Here is a 19,304-nt window from a genome sequence, read left to right as displayed (position 1 = left end):
TCATTTATTATCCAAAATATTTTACTTTTATAACTCTTGAACCTTATTTAATTTATATGAAAAAAATCTACTCAATTATCACTTTATTATTCTTAACAACCATTGCACTAACGGCAAACGCCCAAGACGATTTTAGCGCCCTGATCAAATCAAGCCCCGGCGATGCTACCAAATTATTCAATGCCTACGGCGCCCCTTTGTTTAAAGGTTTTGGCGTGGGCTTAAACAGCGGGTGGAACAATACAGCTAAAACAAAGAAATTTTTGCATTTTGATGTCAGGATCTCGGTAGCTGTTGCAGAAGCACCTACCTCTGATAAAACTTTTGATGTAACAAAGCTTGGCCTTTCAAAGAATTTAACGCTCGATAACTCATCGCCAACAAACATCGCACAGACATTTGCCGGTGATAAAAACGCTGCGCAGCCGGTAATGAGTATTAATGATAATACCGGTAAAAGCACAGGTACGACATTTCAATTGCCGCAAGGGGTTATAAAATATGTGCCGGCGCCAAACGTGCAGCTTACCATTGGGTTGGTTAGAAATACCGATCTGACCATACGCGCCACCCCTACTATTAAGATCAGTGATGATGCCGGCTCTGTAGGCGTATTTGGTTTCGGTATTAAGCATGACCTTACGCAATACCTGATTAAAAAAGGTGCTATACGGCCATTTGATTTAGCCTTCGCGGTAAATTACAACCGTATAAAGTATACCAAAACGCTTGATGTGCAACCCGACGGCACTACCGGTCCGTCAGCAGACTTTTCAACGCAGCATATTGACGCTGCCCTTAGCGGGTTTAATTTACAAGCTATCATATCAAAAAAATTCTTGTTCTTTACCCCTTTTGTGTCTGTTGGTTATCAAACAGCCAGTACTAACTTAAATGTGTTGGGTAATTATCCGGTACAATCAACAGACGAGGGCCAGAATGATAAATATGTTGTAATAACAGACCCTGTGCATATAAACCAAACCAGCATAAGTGGCCTACGCGGCGATTTAGGTTTCCAGATAGATTTAGGCATCCGCATCTATGCGTCATACAGCATCAGTGGCGGTGGCTATAATTCAGCCAACGCAGGTATAGGCTTCGGCTTTTAATAATTTTAATGGATATTGATCTTAAGATATTTAGCCCCGTTCAGCAAATTAACAACCCGTTATTTGCAGATCGGGGCTTATGCGTTTTTATAAAGCGCGATGACCTGATCCACCCTATCATATCAGGCAATAAATGGCGTAAGCTAAAATACCTGTTAAAAGAAGCGCATAGCCAGAACAAAACCCACCTGGTAACCTTCGGCGGGGCTTATTCAAACCATTTACTCGCTACCGCCGGTGCGGCTGCCCGGTTCGGCTTTAAGGTTACCGGGATAGTCCGTGGCGAAGACGTTAATAACAATACCCTGTTTATGTGCCGTTTGCACGGCATGGAACTGATCTTTACTGATCGTGAAAGCTATCGTGATAAACAGGCATTGTTTGTCAAATATTTTGCCGGTGATGAAAACGCTTTTTTCATAGACGAAGGTGGGGCATCGCCCGAAGCCGCACGGGGGTGCAGCGAGTTGATCAATGAACTGACAGAATCATACGATCATATATTTTGTGCCAGCGGCACAGGCACTATGGCAGCCGGGATCATCAATGGTATTACAGCCAATAAACTACCAACCATATTACATTCAATACCCGTATTTAAAAACGGGGCATTCATGGCCAGCGAAATTGACAAACTTTTATTGGAACCTGCAGATTATCAATTACACACCGATTATCATTTTGGCGGATACGGTAAAGTGACTACCGAACTGGTAAACTTTATAAAAAGCTTTGTGGCAAATACGGGCATCCTGATAGATCCCATATATACCGGAAAAATGCTATATGCTATATATGACCTTGCCGGTAAAAACTATTTCAAGCCCGGCAGCCGCATCTTAGCCATCCACAGCGGCGGCATTTGGGGGCTTTTGGGGATGAAAGATAAGTTTAACTAAGATTTACAGGACTTATTGGATTTTAGGATTATTTGCGCGGGTTTCGTCGTTTTTTATCGCTTTGTTTTTTCTTAAATAGCTTATACCAGTTAGCTTAACAGTACAAAAACCAACTTTAAATTGTTTAAACCTACTTTTTATTTAGCGGGTTCAAAAAGTGCTTAATTTATCAAATTAGAGGGTTTTTTAGTAAATTTGTTAAAAGCATTACACCATGTATAACCTGTCTGTAGCACCCGAAAACGTTATTGATTCTTTAAAAAAGCATGTCCTGGCCGATGGCTTTGACCTTACCTTTGATATGGAACAAAGCAATGGCGTACATATATATGATTCAAAGAATAAACGTACACTGCTTGACTTTTTTACCTGCTTTGCCTCGGTGCCTTTAGGTTATAATCACCCCAAAATGCTTAATGACGAGGCATTCAAAAAAAACCTGATGCTGGCGGCTTTAACCAACCCGTCAAACTCAGACATATATACCACACAATATGCCCAGTTTTTAGAAACGTTTGGCCGGGTAGGCATCCCTGATTATCTGCCGCATGCTTTCTTCATTTCGGGCGGTACGCTGGCCATTGAGAACGCGCTTAAAACCGCTATGGACTGGAAAGTGCAAAAAAACTTTGCCAAAGGTTATTCTACCGAAAAAGGTTTTAAAGTACTGCATTTTGAAAATGCTTTTCACGGCAGGTCTGGATATACGCTTAGCTTAACTAATACACTGCCTGTTAAAACCAAATGGTACGCTAAATTCGACTGGCCAAGGGTATCTTTCCCGGCAGTTAAATATCCGCAGACAGAAAGCAACCTTGCTGATCTTTTAAAAAGAGAAGAGCACTCGATAGCCCAAATAAAACAAGCCTTTATTGACAACCAGGATGAAATCTGCGCCATTATTGTAGAACCCGTACAGGCAGAAGGCGGCGACAACCATGCACGCAAGGAGTTTATGGAACAACTGCGCATATTAGCTGACGAAAATGAAGCGCTATTGATCTATGATGAAGTGCAAACGGGTGTAGCTTTAACCGGCAAATTTTGGTGCCATGAACATTTTGGAGAAAAAGCCCGCCCTGATATTATAGCCTTCGGAAAAAAAATGCAGGTATGCGGCATACTGGCAAGCAGGCGGGTAGACGAAATTGAGCATAATGTATTCAATGTATCGTCAAGGATAAACTCAACCTGGGGCGGCAGCCTGGTAGATATGGTGCGCTCATCAAAAATACTTGATATCATTGATGAAGATAATTTATGCGCCAAAGCAGCAGAAAATGGCCAATATTTACAGGACCAATTGACAAAGATAGCCCAGGATAACCCGGTAATTAGTAACGTGCGCGGTAAAGGTTTATTAACTGCCTTTGATTTCCCGGATAAAGCCATACGCGATAAATTTATACAGGACGGCATTCAGCATAATGTGATGTTTTTAGGCTGTGGTAGTAACACCATCAGGTTCAGGCCGGCACTTATTATTGAAAAAAATAATATTGACGAAGGTTTGCATATTCTTCAAAAAATAGCACCCTGGCAATAATATGTAATATTTTTGCTACACTCCACCGATTTTTAAGATATCATAACGCTTTATTATACTTAAAATATACTATAATCGTATGTTTGCGTTACATCTATATGTATTATTTCTGTTAACAGGCTATTTCCCTAATTATAGCCAATTATTCTTAACAAATAATATTGTCTAACCTAATATGATATCATGAGCAAACCCATTGAAAAGTTAAAGAAACAGCTTATAGAAATATCCGAAGTTGTTAACGCATTCCGATCAGAAGCCGTTCAGGTAAAAGTTGTAGACAAGTTATTAGACGCAATGATCGAGTTTGAAAGAGGCGATGCTGAGGGGTATGAGTTTTTAAGCAAAAAAGTACATAAAAACAAAACAGATAACGAAGGTTACGATAACGCGGCAAGCCGTAAAAAACCCGGTGCGACAAAAGTTTTAAACCAACTTTTAACTACCGATTTCTTTAAGCAGTCACACTCCATATCGGCCATTGCAGAGTATTGCAAAGAGCATTATGACTCTGATTTTAAAACATCCGAATTATCAGGCATATTGTTAAAGCTTGCCAAAGAGAACAAGCTGAAGCGCCAGCGGAATAACGATAATAACCGTTTTGAATATATAGGAGTTTATTAAACCTGCCTATTTTAAATTAAACAGGTTATCCACACCCAAAATTCTGCGCGAAGTAAAGCCTTCTGCAAATTTCACATGGATAACTTTACCAAGCTCGCGTGCCCGCGCTTCAACCACGGCAATAAATTCGGGCGATGAAATATAGGTTTGCGGCTCGTCTGCCCAATCCGGGTTATGAAACTGCGATCCATAAGCATAAATACTTTCAATCTTTTTATCCCAATGATCGGTAACGTCAACTATAATATCCGGTTTTATGTATTCATCCTGGATAAAGTGTAAAACTATTTCTGCGCGCCAGGGCTCTTGTAGTTCGCCATTCTCATAGGTTTCTATCCTTCTTAAGCCTGATAAAAATACAGAATCGCTAACCAGGTTGCAGGCACGGCCATGATCGGGATGCCTGTCATGGTACGCGTTGGTAATAATAATTTCAGGCTGGTATTTGCGTATGGCAGCTATTACTTTTAGCTGGTATTCTTTTGTATTTTCAAAAAAGCCATCGGGTATGGCCAGGTTTTCCCTTGCGGCTAAACCCAGGATCTTACCGGCTGCTTCAGCCTCCTTGTCACGGATCTCTGCCGTGCCGCGTGTGCCTAACTCGCCACGGGTAAGGTCAACAATGCCAACTTTTTTACCGGCAGCAATATGTTTTAATATGGTACCTGCACAACCCAACTCTGCGTCGTCCGGGTGTGCGGCTACAACTAATATATCTAATTTAAGCATGTTTTAAAGGTAGTTTTATTTGGCGGTTAATAAGCGATTTATCTTCTTCCTGATCTTTGAAGATGTAGGCTTGGTAAAAGGATAATAAAAATCAGTTAACTCGCCGTTGCGATTGATCAGGAATTTATGGAAATTCCACCGGGGTACTGAACTTAAGCGCCCGTTCTGTTTTTTATCAGAGAAGAATTTATATAACGGATCAGCATACGGCCCCCTAACTCTTATTTTTTCAAAGATCGGAAAATTGGCGCCGTAGTTCTCGCAGAAAGCGATTATGGCCTCACCTTCAAGGGGCTCCTGTCCGCCGAAATCATTTGACGGAAAACTCAGTATTTCAAAATCCTGACCGGCAAACTCGTTTTTTAAAGTCACAAGGTCCTTTAACTGCGGTGTGAAACCACACTCAGACGCGGTGTTAACTATTAAGAGTACTTTGTTTTTATAATCGGATAGACTTACTTCTTCACCCGATATTTTTTGGACATTAAACTGGTAGATGCTGTTCATCTTTAATTCCTGTACGAATCATAACCCGCTTCCTGCAGTATCGCCTCTATATCGTGTTGTTCATCCCTATCGTAAGTCTCTTTCAGATTATGGCCTACTATCCTGGCTATTGATTGGTAGATCATGGCTGTGCCCCATCCTTTCAGGTCTTTAACCAAATTATAGGTGGTTATATCTGTTTCACGGTTAACCAATTTAATTAATATATCACCCTGACTAATTGTCAGGTTCTCGATATCTTTTTTGAACAGTGCCTTAATTTTATCGTTACAGTCAGAAATCAATTGCTTCTGTTTATCCTTATCACCGGTCATGGCCAGGTCCCGCTGTAATTTACGGTAGATATCGCCCGCTTCATGTGCATATGGTATAACCTTAACCACATTATACCTTAATAAATTAAAAGCCCGTCTGTCGGCCTCGGTTTTGAATATACGTGCTGCTCGTATCACAACTTCCGGCACGACGATCCATGGCACCATTTCATTGTCCAGGAGTGTCACATAAGTCTTTATGGTATCATTTTTGCCTAATGTAGGTAGCGCAGGGTGTTGCGATTGGGCCTTTACGGTACCCATTAAGCAACAAAACACTACTAAAAGCCCAAATAATTTCATAAATTTACCTAATGCAAAATTAATGCAATTTTTTTTGGTATTTAATATAAACCTGCAATTTTAACGTTTATTGTGGGTTTTATATAAATACTGATAACCTTAATAATGAAAGAATTAGTTATAGACCTGGAAGTTGAGAAGACGGAGATATTAAAAAGGTATCGCGCGTTGCTGCGTGCAAGTAAATCTACCTTGCAAAAGGGAGATAAACGCATGATCCGCAAGGCATTTGATATGGCTTTAGAGAGCCATAAAGACATGCGCCGCAAATCCGGCGAGCCCTACATATACCACCCTATAGCCGTTGCACAAATAGCCGCCGAAGAGATCGGGCTGGGTACCACCTCTATTGTGTGTGCCTTGCTGCATGATGTTGTTGAAGATACCGATGTAACGCTTGACGATATTGAGCAAGAATTTGGAAAAAAAGTAGCCAAGATCATTGACGGGCTTACCAAAATTTCAGGCGTATTTGATACCAATAGCTCGTTACAGGCTGAGAACTTCAGAAAAATGCTGCTTACCCTTGCCGATGACGTGAGGGTGATCCTGATCAAACTGGCAGACCGTCTGCATAACATGCGCACGCTGGAATCAATGCCACGCGATAAGCAGTTGAAAATATCGTCAGAAACGGTATATCTGTACGCACCGTTGGCTCACCGTTTGGGTTTGTACGCTATTAAATCTGAAATGGAAGATCTTTCTATGAAATACATGGAAAGAGAAACTTACCAATTCATCAAAAATAAACTAAACGAGAAAAAAGCCGAGCGCGAGAAATTTATCCGCGACTTTATTGAGCCGGTAAAAAAAGTATTACAGGGCCAGGGTTTGGATGCTGATATCTTCGGGCGGCCAAAATCCATCCACTCCATCTGGAATAAGATGAAGAAAAAATCTATTCCGTTTGAAGAGGTTTATGATCTTTTTGCCATCCGTGTGATACTGGACAGTACACCTGAAAGTGAAAAGGCCGATTGCTGGAAAGCTTATTCGATAGTTACAGACCTTTATAGGCCAAACCCGGACAGGCTGCGCGACTGGATCTCATCGCCAAAGGCAAACGGGTACGAATCATTACACACTACCGTAATGGGTCCGCGCGGGCAATGGGTTGAGGTGCAGATCCGTACCAAGAGAATGAATGAAATTGCCGAAAAAGGTTTTGCCGCGCATTGGAAATACAAAGAATCGTCAACTGATAGCGGGCTTGACCAATGGGTACAAAAGGTACGGGATATGCTAAAAAATCCCGATTCGAACGCGCTCGAGTTCCTGGATGATTTTAAAATGAATCTGTTCTCTGACGAGATCTTCATATTCACCCCAAAGGGGGCGCTTATCCAGTTGCCATTAAACGCTACAGCACTTGATTTTGCTTTTGAGATCCATACCGATGTCGGCGCAAGTTGTATTGGTGCCAAAGTAAACCATAAGCTGGTTCCGCTTAGTTACAAACTGCAAAACGGCGACCAGGTAGAGGTAATTACTTCGAGCAAGCAAGTACCAAAAGAGGATTGGCTAAGCTTCGTGGTGACTGCCAAGGCGAAGGCCAAAATAAAATCAGCCTTAAAAGAAGAAAAACGCAAGGTTGCCGAAGATGGTAAGGAGATATTGGAGCGTAAGCTAAAATCATTAAAGATCACTTACAACTCAGAGAATATCCACAAGCTAAGCTATTATTTTAAGCTGACATCAACACAGGACCTGTTCTTCAATATCGCCAAAGGCCTTATTGACATGAAGGACCTGAAAGATTACCAGCAATCTGAAAAGGTAATTGAGAACAAGCCGCAGGACAAAATAGACAATGAGCAACTGCAAGGCCTTTTACGCAACATCAAAGCTAAAGACAGCGATATATTGCTAATTGGCGAGGATATGCAAAAAATTGACTACAAACTGGCTAATTGCTGCAACCCTATCCCTGGTGATGATGTTTTTGGCTTTGTTACGGTTAGCGACGGTATTAAAATACACCGTACCAACTGCCCGAACGCAGCCAAACTGATGGCAAACTACGGCTACCGCATTGTTAAAGCCCGCTGGACTAATCAACAGGAACTGGCATTTTTAACCGGGTTACGTATTACAGGTATTGATGATGTAGGGCTGATCAATAAGTTAACCACCGTTATATCACATGACTTTAAGGTAAACATGCGGTCCATAACGGTCGACAGCGATAATGGCATCTTTGAAGGATCCATTATGGTTTATGTGAACGATACGGAACATTTAGACAACCTGATAAAAAGATTAAAAACGGTTAACGGCGTAACCGCGGTAACCCGTTTTGACGCGGTAGAGAAAGCGTCGTGATAAGATACAAGAATCAAGAGCTAAGAGTCAAGATTTAAGATGTTTACATTCAACAGATTTACTTCTTGGTTCCTGGCTCTTATTTCTTGATTCTAAATTCATACTTTTGATATTTAATAATAAACTATGTCCCAACAGGAAACTATAGCAATGGTAAAAAAGATTTTCGAGGCCTACCTTGAAAATAAAACCTTACGTAAAACCCCTGAACGCTTTGCTATATTAGAAGAGATCTACTCGCGAAGCGACCATTTTGATGTGGAATCATTATATATCCACATGAAAAATAAAAAATACCGTGTTAGCCGCGCAACGGTTTACAACACGCTTGAACTGCTGGTATCATGTGATCTGGTGACCAAACACCAGTTTGGTAAAAACATGGCCCAGTTTGAAAAATCATACGGTTACAAGCAACATGACCATATTATTTGCCTGGATTGCGGCAAGGTGGTTGAGTTTTGCGATCCGCGGATCCAGCAGATCCAAAGCATGATGGGTGGCTTGCTAAAATTCGAGATAAAACACCATTCGTTGAATCTTTACGGTAATTGTGAAAAACTAAAAGAAGGTTTTTGCGATAGAAAAGTATAAATTCGCCCCCTTGTTAATAAATATTTCAAAAATATAATGGCTGTTGACGTATTATTAGGCCTCCAGTGGGGCGATGAAGGTAAAGGTAAAATTGTTGATGTACTGAGCGCAGGTTATGACCTGATTGCCCGTTTCCAGGGAGGCCCTAATGCCGGCCACACATTGGAGTTTGACGGTAAGAAGTTTGTATTGAATACCATCCCTTCAGGTATATTTTTTGATAACACCCTTAACCTTATCGGCAACGGGGTTGTTATTGACCCTATAACCTTAAAAAGAGAGATCGATAAATTAAAGGATGCCGGGCATGACCTTTTAGCAAAAAAGAATTTAATGATTGCTAAAAAGGCGCACCTGATATTACCTACCCACCAACTGCTTGACGCCGCTTCTGAAAAGAAAATGGGCGAAGGTAAGATCGGATCGACTTTAAAAGGTATTGGCCCAACCTATATGGACAAGACCGGCCGTAACGGTTTGCGTATTGGCGATATCACCCTGCCTGATTTTAAAGAACGCTACCAGAAACTGGTTGACAAGCATACTTCTATGCTGCAGGCGCTATATGGCGAGGTTGCCGATTTCAGCGAGCGCGAAGCTGCTTTCTTTGAAGCGATAGACCTGATCAAACAATTCCCGCTGGTTGATTCTGAACATTTTGTAAACGACTACCTTAAAAAAGGTAAAAAAATACTGGCCGAAGGCGCGCAAGGTACTATGCTGGATATCGACTTCGGTTCATACCCATTTGTTACCTCATCAAACACCACTACGGCAGGTGCCTGCACAGGTTTGGGTATTGCCCCAAGCACTATAGGCGATGTGATAGGCATCTTTAAAGCTTATTGCACCCGTGTTGGCGGTGGCCCCTTCCCTACCGAGTTAAATGATGCTACTGGCGAAGAGCTGCGTAAAATAGGTCACGAGTTTGGCGCAACCACAGGCCGCCCGCGCCGTACCGGCTGGATTGACCTGCCTGCTTTGAAGTATGCCATTATGCTTAACGGTGTTACCCAAATGGTAATGACTAAGGCTGATGTATTAAGCGGTTTTGATAAGATCTACGCTTGTACCCATTACACCTATTTAGGTGAGCAGATAGATTATATGCCTTATGACATTTGCTCTGTTGATGCGGTGCCGGTATTAAAAGAGATTGACGGCTGGAACGAAGACATTACCGGCATTACCGAATTATCAGAGATCCCCGCAAAACTGCAATCATACATTGATTACCTGGAGCAGGAACTGAGTGTACCTATTAAATGGTTATCTGTAGGGCCTGACAGGAAGCAGACTTTGGTATTACACTAATTTGCACATCGACACAAATAATATAAAAGGCTCCGCTGTAAACGGGGCCTTTTGCTTTAACTTTACACCGTGACAATACAAGTAACAGACCTTAACTTATTTAAACAAAAGGCACTGCAATGGGCGGCGGCTTTTGATGCTGCCTGTTACCTTGATTCAAACAGTTTTGATGACCCTTACTCTAAGTTCGATACGCTGATTGCTGCCGGGGTTAAGGATAGCATTACCACCAATACCGGTTCTGCCTTTCGTGAACTGGCCAAGTTTCGAGATAAGCACCCGGGTTGGCTAACCGGCTTTTTTGGCTATGACCTTAAGAATGAGATCGAACAACTATCGTCTGCTAACCCTGACCACCTGCATTTCCCCGACCTGTATTTCTTTGCGCCAGCGCATTTAATACTGATCAACGGGGATAACATCGAGATCATTGCCGATGACCCTGAGTATATATTAAGGGACATTGAACTGCAAGTACTGACCACCTATGAAGCCAACGACATCAAACTCCAGTCGCGGTTTAGTAAAGAGGATTATATCGACACGGTAAATAAGATAAAGAACCACATTACCCGTGGCAATATCTACGTTACCAACTTCTGCCAGGAGTTCTTTGCGGATAAGGCGGGTATTGATCCGGTGGCTACGTTTTTGCAGCTGAACCGGGTGTCGCCTACCCCATTCGGTACGTTTTATAAGTGGAAGGATAACTACATCCTTTGCGCCTCGCCCGAGCGCTTTTTGGCTAAGCGCGACAGCAAACTGGTATCACAGCCCATTAAGGGTACTGCCAGGCGCGGCAAAACCGGGCAGGAAGACGAGCTAATCAAAGAGCAACTACACAACAGCAGCAAGGAACTACAAGAGAATGTAATGATAGTAGACCTGGTACGGAACGACCTTACCCACTCGGCTAAGCCGGGCTCTGTTAAAACCGAGGAACTGTTTGGTGTGTACACCTTTAACCAGGTGCATCAAATGATCTCGACAGTGGTTTGCGAGTTGCAAGACGGCATTTCGGCAGTAGAGGCGATACGTAACACCTTCCCAATGGGAAGCATGACAGGCGCGCCTAAAATACGGTCTATGCAGTTGATGGAGCAATATGAGCGCAGCCGTCGCGGGGTGTACTCGGGTGCTATAGGTTATTTTAGCCCTGATGGCGATTTTGACTTTAACGTAGTGATCAGGACCTTACTGTATAACTCGACGGCGCAATACCTTTCTTTTCATACCGGCGGGGCAATAACCTACCATGCCGATGCCGAAAAAGAATACGAAGAATGCCTGCTTAAAGCAAAGGCAATTTTAGAGGTTTTGGACCAGAGTTTATGACGGGCGCGTGTACCACGGCGAGTGTGATACAGCTGGAACACTTGGTACACCTGTTTTTGCAATAAATTGATAATGAAATAGTTGATTTATTATTTCGGGTTTCATGATACAATTTGGTACACTTTTAGTCAATTTTTTGATCATAAATCAGGAACAAATTATGACAAAATAGTGCCACCATTTTATTAACAAAATCATTTCTAACTTTCATAATTAAAGCCATTAAGATTATGGATATTAAATATTTAACATTACTCAATAACAATCCCTCAATACAAGAGATTAAGGGTGGGTTTGTTAAAACTTTGCAACCGATTACCATAACTGAAATTAACAATCTTGAACAGACTTATAATGGAAGAAATCCGTTTCCGGTTGCTTTGCGAGAATTACTTTTCCTTGCTGGGAAATATTGTTATGTTTTGGATTTCGGTCTATTTGAATCTCAGGCAGCTATGCAAGAAAAATCCAGAAGTTGGTTAAAACAGTCAAAACACGACATTGATCGTCCCTTTTTTGTTATTGATGTCTATAATGCAAGTGAGCAATTTCTTTTTGTATACCTTGATGAAGACCTTAATGACCCTGTAGTGTATGAAGCTTTTCTTCCGGTAAAAAATGGAGTTGATTTTATCGAAAGTCTTAATCAATCTTTATCTGAATATATAAGTGCGGGACTGAAAAAGATTCTAAATGGTGAAAACCCGTTTTAATGAGTCAACGAAGTATAAACTATAGTAATTAATTATGAAATAAATATTCCCATTGGTCGAAGTTACGCTACGCTAAACTTCGACCAGTGATAATTTTTGCAGGTATATTATTGCTTATAATACTTCATCGCCTCAGGTGTTTCGCGCTGTATGGCGGCAATACGGGTAGCATCTGCCGGGTGCGTGCTTAAAAATTCAGGTGGCGCACCGCCTTTGTTTTGCGCGGCCATGCGTTTCCAGAAAGTTACGGCCTCATTGGGGTCATAACCGGCCATCCCAATGCTGGCGCAAGTATGCAGCGACGGCAGGTGTGGTGGCGTACTTGTGCCTATACAATTATACTAATAAATTATAGCCTGTTTATTACCTTCCTACAACTGGTCGAAGTTTAGCGTAGCGTAACTTCGTCCTATTATGTAGCAAGCATTCTGCTTGCTGTTACAATAACTTATTCTTAGTCTTCGTAGTTATTCAGTTAAGCTGAAAGCTTAACCTATTTTAGGTCGAAGTTACGCTGTCGCTAAACTTCGACCAGTGATGAAACAAGATTATTGACAATTAAGATAGTGAAATATCGTTTTCTTTTAACTGTGTTTTCTGTTTGATTTTTTCAATGTAGGTCTCCCCCTTTGATATACCTTTTCTTTCAATATACCTGTAAGTAATTTGTGATATTAAATACGTTATGAAAATGGTAAGACCGTAAACAATTATAAAATTAATATCACTGTTAACTCCATCATGAAAAATTAGTTTAAACGCCTGCCAAATAACGTCTATAACGACAAAATGTATCAAATACATACTAAAACTTACTTTCCCGAACTTGTTTACCGGGCTAACTAAAAAACGCAGTTTTGTTTTTGACAACGAGAATGCAAAAAAACAAAAGGCTGCCGAATAAAGATATTCCCGTTGAATCAGGACTTTAGGAAAGGTTAGCTGGTAATTATAAAAACTCAGTAATACGATTAATACAATTGACAAGCATATCATCCATTCCTTGTATTTTATTTTATCTGAACTAATAATAAAAAACAAAAGGATTCCAAAACAAAACACAGGGAATTGATTAGGCAACCAAAAATAAAACTGCCAACCTCTTACAGTAACCCAGGAATAATGAGTGTATTTTATTATAAAGAAATATAGTAATGTTTGAACTATAAAAGAAACAATAATTGAGCCGGTTAAAATCAAAAAAGCTTTTTTTAAGGATGTTATTTTTGAAAACAACAATGGGATTGCCAGGTAAAAAAGCATTTCATCGCCAACGCTCCAACCACCGGGTGGCAAATAATCTATTGCGGGCAAATAAATCCCATTTAAAAAAGTAAAGTTAGCAATTAGCTTTATTGGAGAAAGATGAATAATGGGGTACCATTTGGATTGAAATGACACATAATTATTAAATACGACAACTAAAATATAAAATAATCCGGCTAAATAATATAATGGCGCTATCCGAAAAAACCTCCGGATGAAAAAAAATTTATTTGTGTTTTCGCCATCAACTAAAGATCTGCTTTTGTATCAATTAAATAATGTAAAACAACTCGTTATAAAGAACAATGGCACACCTAAATCTCCCAGATATGTGAGTCCTGTTAAATGAAATGAAGATCCTGCAAATAATTGACCGGTATGGACCATCATCACCATTAATATTGCATACCCTCTTAAAGCATCAACCCAGTCATATTTTTTAATTCCTAAATTCATTTTTTTTTAATGTAAAAGCCCAATTGGCATACGGTTTTTTATGCCAAGCACTTTTTATAATAGCACAGGCAGAACATTATATTCTGCCTGCTAAGTAAGGTAAATAATTTGATAAGAAAAATTCAGCATCGGTTATTCGGCAAATAACTGGCAATTTAAAATATTGGATTTTTCCGTCAGTGTTTAAGAAAACATCTTTGCCCAAACCTACTATTGCTTATAATATTTCATCGCCTCGGGTATCTCTCGTTGTATGGCAGCAATACGGGTGGCATCTGCCGGGTGCGTGCTTAAAAACTCGGGGGGCGCACCGCCTTTGCTTTGCGCTGCCATGCGTTTCCAGAAAGTTACGGCTTCATTGGGGTCATATCCGGCCATTGCCATAAAGGTTAAGCCTAAACGGTCGGCTTCTGATTCCTGGTCGCGCGAATATTTTAACAAGGCTAATTGCCCCCCTACACCATATAATTGACCGATCAAGGCCTGTGTAGTGGCCGACTGGTTACTTGCAGCCGTGCCCACAACAGCGCCGCCTGCTTGCGCGGCCATCTGCTGCGACATCCGCTCGGCCGAGTGGCGCGCAATGGCATGGCCAATTTCATGGCCCATTACGGTTGCTAAACCCGCGTCTGTTTGTGTGATGGGCAATATGCCGCTATAAACGGCTACTTTACCGCCCGGCATGCACCAGGCATTAACTTCTTTGCTTTCTATCAGGTTAAACTCCCACTTAAACTGGTATTTGCCGGCATAGCCGTTTTGCTGTAAATAGCGCTCGATAGCTGCCGATAATTGCGCGCCTATGCGCTTAACGCGCTGGGCATCGGTACCGGTAGCTATTACTTTAGTTTTAGGGTCGGACAGCAATTGCGAATAACTTGCCGCCGCGGATTGATTGATCTGTGCATCGCCAACAAGGCTTAATTGCCTGCGGCCGGTTAAGGGTACGGTAGCGCATGAGTATATCACGCCGATTACCGCAATAAGGGATAATAATAATTTAAATTTCTTCATAAAAAATAATGACCATTAGGGGGATCATCAATAATAATAACCCAATTACGGTAATATTGTTTAGCCGTAATTAAGCGGTTTTTTTCTTAAAAAGATTGACTTTTGATTCGGTGCCTTTTAGCAGGCGTTCGATATTTTTCTGGTGGGTAACCAATATCAGCAGGCACATACACATGCCGTAAATTACTACAGAACGGTTACTGGGGAACACAAATGTAACGCCCAAAAGGTAAGTAAACCCGGCCATGATTGAGCCTAAAGACACATACCTGAAAACCAGCAAAACCAATATAAATACCATAACACACAGCAAAGCCGCGTGTAAGTGTATAGCCAGTACCATGCCAAATAAGGTAGCTATACCTTTACCACCCCTAAAGCCTGCAAATACCGGGAACAGGTGGCCCATTACGGCCGCAATACCCAGCGCCAGTTCATAATTAGTATAGGGTATAGAGTTTACACCACCTGTAGTGGTAACGCCTATAAAAAAAGCCAGGTTGGTAGCGGTAAACCCTTTTAAAATATCAAGCAGCATTACGGGGATACCGGCTTTTTTACCAAGCACCCTGAAAGTATTGGTTGCGCCCGCGTTACCGCTGCCATACTCTCTTACATCCACCCCATAAAACGCCATTCCTATCCACACCGCGGTGGGGATAGAACCACATAAATAAGCCAGTATGAGCGCTGAAATGGAATAAGGAGTGATCATGTCAACGCAATATTATAAATTGATTATTGTACTAACAAGTTTAATCATTATTTAACGCAATTGATAATGCTTTATAGTTAAAAACGACCTTTTTTTGTTATTTGACAGCCTTAAGGCTAAGGTCTAAGCATTTAACAGAATGTGTTATTGCACCTATTGATACGTAGTCAACCCCGCAATTGGCAAATTCGCGCACGTTATCAATGTTAATACCGCCGGATGCTTCTGTAATGTAGCGCCCTTCAATAATATTAACGGCCTGTTTAAGATCAACAAAGTTAAAATTGTCCAGTAAAATGCGGTCTACGCCGCCGCTCTGCAATACCTCTTCCAGCTCGTCAAGGTTACGTACCTCAATTTCAATAGCCAGTTTTTTATCTAAAGTTGCTATATACTGGTGCGCGTTTTCAATAGCTCTGGCAATACCGCCCGAGTAGTCTACGTGGTTATCCTTGATCAGGATCATGTCATACAATCCAAAACGATGGTTTACGCCGCCGCCTATGCGCACAGCCCATTTCTCCAAATAACGCATGCCCGGCGTGGTTTTTCGGGTATCCAATACCTGGGTGTTGGTACCTTTCAACAGGTCGACAATATGATCGGTACTGGTGGCAATGCCCGACATCCGTTGCATGCAGTTAAGCACCAGGCGTTCGGCTGTCAGGATGCTAACGGCGCTGCCTTCAACTTCAAAAACAACGTCTCTGGGTTTTACTTCGGTGCCATCCTTTATAAAAATATCTATTTTAAGATCTTTATCAACGCGATGAAAAATGTATTCGGCCAGTTCTACACCCGCAATAATGCCTGTATCTTTTACTAGCAATTTAGCTTTGCCGGTTGTGTCTGCCGGGATGGTGGCTAATGATGTATGGTCGCCATCGCCTACATCTTCTTTTATAGCATTATCTACAAAAGGGCGTACAAATTCTATATCCAAATCAAGTATATTTTAGAAGGTTCAAAAGTAATAACATTTTTTGGATGTCATAGTTTTGAAGTGCAGATGAGTAATGTGGAGATGCTTAAGTTATCATAAATCGCTTTCGTTAATTACCAATTGAGTAAATCCCTCCCCACGGGAGGGGTGCGGCTGAAATGCGCGGTGGCAGGGAGGGGTTTAACCGAGCGTCTAAACCCCTCCCTACACCCTCCCATTGGGAGGGAATCGCACGTTCCCCGGCTTTTTAATATTCATTTATGGCGATGGGGTTAAATCAGATGTATTAGCAAAGTAAACCCCTCCCTACGGGAGGGGTGCGATTGAAAAGTGCGGTGGCAGGGAGGGGTTAACCAAGCGTCTAACCCCCTCCCTACACCCTCCCGTTGGGAGGGAATCGCACGTTCCCCGGCTTTTTAATATTCATTTATGGCGATGGGGGTTTAAATTAGATGTATTAGCAAAGTAAATCCCTCCCCCACGGGAGGGGTGCGGTTGAAATGCGCGGTGGCAGGGAGGGGTTTAACCGGGCGTCTAAACCCCTCCCTGCACCCTCCCGTTGGGAGGGAATCGCACCTTACCCACGCTTTATTTAATTATTAAAAGTCAAAGCCCAAACTGATACCGCCTTGCAGAAACTTTACATTTTGTGATGATACGCCGCCAAAAGGCACACGCATGAAAGGGCCGAAGTTGATCTTTTTATTACCAATGGTTTTCTTTTGACCGATGGACAGCATGTAAAAGCCAAGGTAATTATTGATCTTTTCTTTACTGTCCTGTGTTTGTTTTTCGGCAGTTAACCTTACCGCCTGCTGCACCAAACCCTGCGAGTTAGATGTAGCAAAAGTGCTGGTGCTCTCAACTACCTGGTCATATTGTAAGTGGTTATTTACCACCCCCATGCCAACCACACCGGCAGATACATAAAACCCGCCCTCGGTACGGTATTGCAAACCAAGCGGAACCTCAAAGCCTGACACGGCCAGGTTTACATTTTGTGTCTTGCTGAAAGCATCTGCACTGGTGGTACCGGCCGCAGTACCATTTAATGCCGAGTAGCCAATACCGCTGTTTACATACAGGTTGTCGCTCAACTTATAGGCAACCTGCAGCCCTGTACCCAAATTAATTTTTTGATTACCCAATGCAGGTTGTACCACCATTGAGTATGTCAGATTTTTACCCTCTTTTTTGGTTGTGGCGGTTACCCGGTTATTTACTTTGCTGTTCATGATGCTATCATAAACAGATCTGCCTGTTACTGTGTATTTTTTATTATCGACATGCGTATTGGCCATAACCCCATCCGAAGGAATTATGCCCTTAGCGGGTTTGCCTAATGCCGAATCAATTACCGGCTTTTGTACCGGCTTATAAACCTGGTTGTTATTTTTTACAGGGTTACCTGCTGCCGCGATGGTATTAACGGTGCTGTCGCTATTTTTAAAGGCGGATAGAACTACCTGCTTAGGCGGATTTTGTGACGGCTGAACTTTTACTATGTTATTAAATGGATCGACCTGTTCTTTATGTTGTGTGCTTGGCTTTGAACTGTTTTTAGCTGTAAATGACCTGTCAACACCCGGATCTGTTTGTGCCGGTTGTTGTGTAATATTTTGTTGTTGTTGTGGCTGAACAGGAATAATTTGTTGCGGAACGGTTGGCGTTACCTTCTTTTTGGTGGAAACTGTTTGCACGGCTACCGGCGCTTTGGTTGAAAGCTGAAAAGCGACATATGAAAGCAGCAGCAGAACAGCCGCGGCGCTGCCCAGCCTTAAAAACAAGATCCCCATGCGCCTGCGTTTCCGTTTTTGCTGAAAATCTTCCCACGCGCCGGGAACATACGCATCCTCGTACGAGTGCAGCGTATCCTCTATTCCGCTAAAAAATTTATCTTCACTTTTCATAATACGTCTTCATGCTTTTTTGATAAAGTTCAACCAGCTTTACCCTTGCCCTTGTTAAATACACCCTGCTTGTACTTGGCGGAATCTTAAATTTCTGCGCTATCTCTTCATGCGAAAACCCTTCTACCTGGTGCATATTAAATATCAGCTGCTGTATGGGCGGCAATCCGTCAATCAGTTCAACTATAGCTTTGTAGGATAAATTATCAGGGGTCTCAACAGCAATGTTCATTATCGCTTCGTCGGCTATATCATCAACATATAAAATGCTTTTTTTAGCTCGTATGCTATCAATGGCGCCGTTGGCGGCTATACGGCCTATCCAGCCCTTAAATGCTTTTGCCAGTTCATCGGGCGGGCCGTTAAACTCAAAACTGTCTATCTTTTTAAAGATCTTTAAAAAGGCATCATTGATCAGCTCATTTATAACTTCACGCTCCTTCACATACCTGAAAACAACACCAGACAAATAGCCATAGAAACCCTTATATAAAAGCTCCTGGCATTTATTGTCCTTTTTTGCGCACCCTTCAATAAGTTGTTTTAAAGCCGGCTCTATTTTCAGCACCTTTAATATATTAATAGCCATTGCCCAATTTAAAGAGCAATGGCTTTAGTAAGATTAACCCCCTCTAAATCTTCCCCGGTAGGGGAGACTTTTTAAGGCTTTCTTTAAAAAAAA

General features: G+C 41.8%; 18 protein-coding genes and 1 pseudogene. 9 read left to right on the top strand and 10 right to left on the bottom strand.

The genetic code is table 11. The annotated features are described in order from the left end of the window. Positions 1–56 precede the first annotated feature (56 nt). The 4 genes from FO440_RS19045 (at position 57) to FO440_RS19030 (ending at position 4,184) form a co-directional block, all read left to right on the top strand. Complete coding sequence (locus tag FO440_RS19045; RefSeq protein ID WP_144249894.1) at positions 57–1,112, top strand: DUF6588 family protein; 1,056 nt, start codon at positions 57–59, stop codon at positions 1,110–1,112. Between the two features lie 8 nt (positions 1,113–1,120). Then, a complete protein-coding gene (locus FO440_RS19040) occupies positions 1,121–2,011 on the top strand; it encodes a 1-aminocyclopropane-1-carboxylate deaminase/D-cysteine desulfhydrase (RefSeq protein ID WP_144249893.1) in 891 nt (296 codons plus the stop codon). Positions 2,012–2,225: 214 nt separating this feature from the next. Further along, positions 2,226–3,557 carry an L-lysine 6-transaminase gene (lat, locus tag FO440_RS19035; protein WP_144249892.1) on the top strand — a complete coding sequence of 444 codons (1,332 nt, stop codon included), beginning with the start codon at positions 2,226–2,228 and terminating at the stop codon, positions 3,555–3,557. Between the two features lie 183 nt (positions 3,558–3,740). Next, positions 3,741–4,184, top strand: coding sequence for a hypothetical protein (locus FO440_RS19030; protein ID WP_144249891.1), 444 nt, complete (start codon positions 3,741–3,743; stop codon positions 4,182–4,184). A gap of 6 nt (positions 4,185–4,190) precedes the next feature. On the opposite strand, the gene bshB1 is transcribed toward FO440_RS19030, so the two are convergent. From bshB1 to FO440_RS19015, 3 genes are read right to left on the bottom strand one after another with little or no spacing between them, the layout of a single operon-like run. After that, positions 4,191–4,913 carry a bacillithiol biosynthesis deacetylase BshB1 gene (gene bshB1, locus FO440_RS19025; RefSeq protein ID WP_144249890.1) on the bottom strand — a complete coding sequence of 241 codons (723 nt, stop codon included), beginning with the start codon at positions 4,911–4,913 and terminating at the stop codon, positions 4,191–4,193. A 15-nt stretch (positions 4,914–4,928) separates the two neighbouring features. Further along, on the bottom strand, positions 4,929–5,420 hold the full coding sequence (locus tag FO440_RS19020) for a glutathione peroxidase (RefSeq protein WP_144249889.1): 492 nt from the start codon (positions 5,418–5,420) through the stop codon (positions 4,929–4,931). A gap of 2 nt (positions 5,421–5,422) precedes the next feature. Beyond that, positions 5,423–5,998, bottom strand: coding sequence for a DUF4294 domain-containing protein (locus tag FO440_RS19015; RefSeq protein WP_246104273.1), 576 nt, complete (start codon positions 5,996–5,998; stop codon positions 5,423–5,425). Between the two features lie 144 nt (positions 5,999–6,142). Between FO440_RS19015 and FO440_RS19010 the strand changes: the two genes are divergently transcribed. The 5 genes from FO440_RS19010 to FO440_RS18990 all read left to right on the top strand — a co-directional run bounded on the left by FO440_RS19010 (position 6,143) and on the right by FO440_RS18990 (position 12,318). Continuing rightward, complete coding sequence (locus FO440_RS19010; RefSeq protein ID WP_144249887.1) at positions 6,143–8,362, top strand: RelA/SpoT family protein; 2,220 nt, start codon at positions 6,143–6,145, stop codon at positions 8,360–8,362. Between the two features lie 126 nt (positions 8,363–8,488). Beyond that, positions 8,489–8,956, top strand: a complete 468-nt coding sequence (locus FO440_RS19005; RefSeq protein ID WP_144249886.1) for a Fur family transcriptional regulator — start codon at positions 8,489–8,491, stop codon at positions 8,954–8,956. Between the two features lie 36 nt (positions 8,957–8,992). Beyond that, on the top strand, positions 8,993–10,270 hold the full coding sequence (locus FO440_RS19000; RefSeq protein ID WP_144249885.1) for an adenylosuccinate synthase: 1,278 nt from the start codon (positions 8,993–8,995) through the stop codon (positions 10,268–10,270). Positions 10,271–10,339: 69 nt separating this feature from the next. Then, positions 10,340–11,605, top strand: coding sequence for an anthranilate synthase component I family protein (locus FO440_RS18995; protein ID WP_317129814.1), 1,266 nt, complete (start codon positions 10,340–10,342; stop codon positions 11,603–11,605). A 230-nt stretch (positions 11,606–11,835) separates the two neighbouring features. Further along, positions 11,836–12,318, top strand: a complete 483-nt coding sequence (locus FO440_RS18990; protein WP_144249884.1) for a hypothetical protein — start codon at positions 11,836–11,838, stop codon at positions 12,316–12,318. A 107-nt stretch (positions 12,319–12,425) separates the two neighbouring features. On the opposite strand, the gene FO440_RS18985 is transcribed toward FO440_RS18990, so the two are convergent. The 7 genes and pseudogenes from FO440_RS18985 to FO440_RS18950 form a co-directional block, all read right to left on the bottom strand. Then, positions 12,426–12,593 carry a M48 family metalloprotease gene (locus FO440_RS18985; RefSeq protein ID WP_144249883.1) on the bottom strand — a complete coding sequence of 56 codons (168 nt, stop codon included), beginning with the start codon at positions 12,591–12,593 and terminating at the stop codon, positions 12,426–12,428. A 283-nt stretch (positions 12,594–12,876) separates the two neighbouring features. Next, a pseudogene (locus tag FO440_RS18980) lies at positions 12,877–14,040 on the bottom strand (acyltransferase family protein). A 210-nt stretch (positions 14,041–14,250) separates the two neighbouring features. Continuing rightward, positions 14,251–15,054, bottom strand: coding sequence for a M48 family metallopeptidase (locus FO440_RS18970; protein WP_144249880.1), 804 nt, complete (start codon positions 15,052–15,054; stop codon positions 14,251–14,253). A 70-nt stretch (positions 15,055–15,124) separates the two neighbouring features. Further along, on the bottom strand, positions 15,125–15,769 hold the full coding sequence (gene plsY / locus FO440_RS18965) for a glycerol-3-phosphate 1-O-acyltransferase PlsY (RefSeq protein WP_144249879.1): 645 nt from the start codon (positions 15,767–15,769) through the stop codon (positions 15,125–15,127). Between the two features lie 97 nt (positions 15,770–15,866). Continuing rightward, positions 15,867–16,712 carry a carboxylating nicotinate-nucleotide diphosphorylase gene (gene nadC, locus FO440_RS18960; RefSeq protein WP_144249878.1) on the bottom strand — a complete coding sequence of 282 codons (846 nt, stop codon included), beginning with the start codon at positions 16,710–16,712 and terminating at the stop codon, positions 15,867–15,869. A gap of 599 nt (positions 16,713–17,311) precedes the next feature. Further along, positions 17,312–18,622, bottom strand: coding sequence for a hypothetical protein (locus tag FO440_RS18955; protein ID WP_144249877.1), 1,311 nt, complete (start codon positions 18,620–18,622; stop codon positions 17,312–17,314). Next, complete coding sequence (locus FO440_RS18950; protein WP_144249876.1) at positions 18,612–19,211, bottom strand: RNA polymerase sigma factor; 600 nt, start codon at positions 19,209–19,211, stop codon at positions 18,612–18,614. Before FO440_RS18950 ends, FO440_RS18955 begins: the two co-directional genes overlap by 11 nt. Positions 19,212–19,304 lie beyond the last annotated feature (93 nt).

The organism is Mucilaginibacter corticis, from assembly GCF_007558865.1.
Classification (GTDB): Bacteria; Bacteroidota; Bacteroidia; order Sphingobacteriales; family Sphingobacteriaceae; genus Mucilaginibacter; species Mucilaginibacter corticis.
Note: the sequence above shows the minus strand (reverse complement) of the source record. Positions and strands in the feature narration are given on the sequence as shown.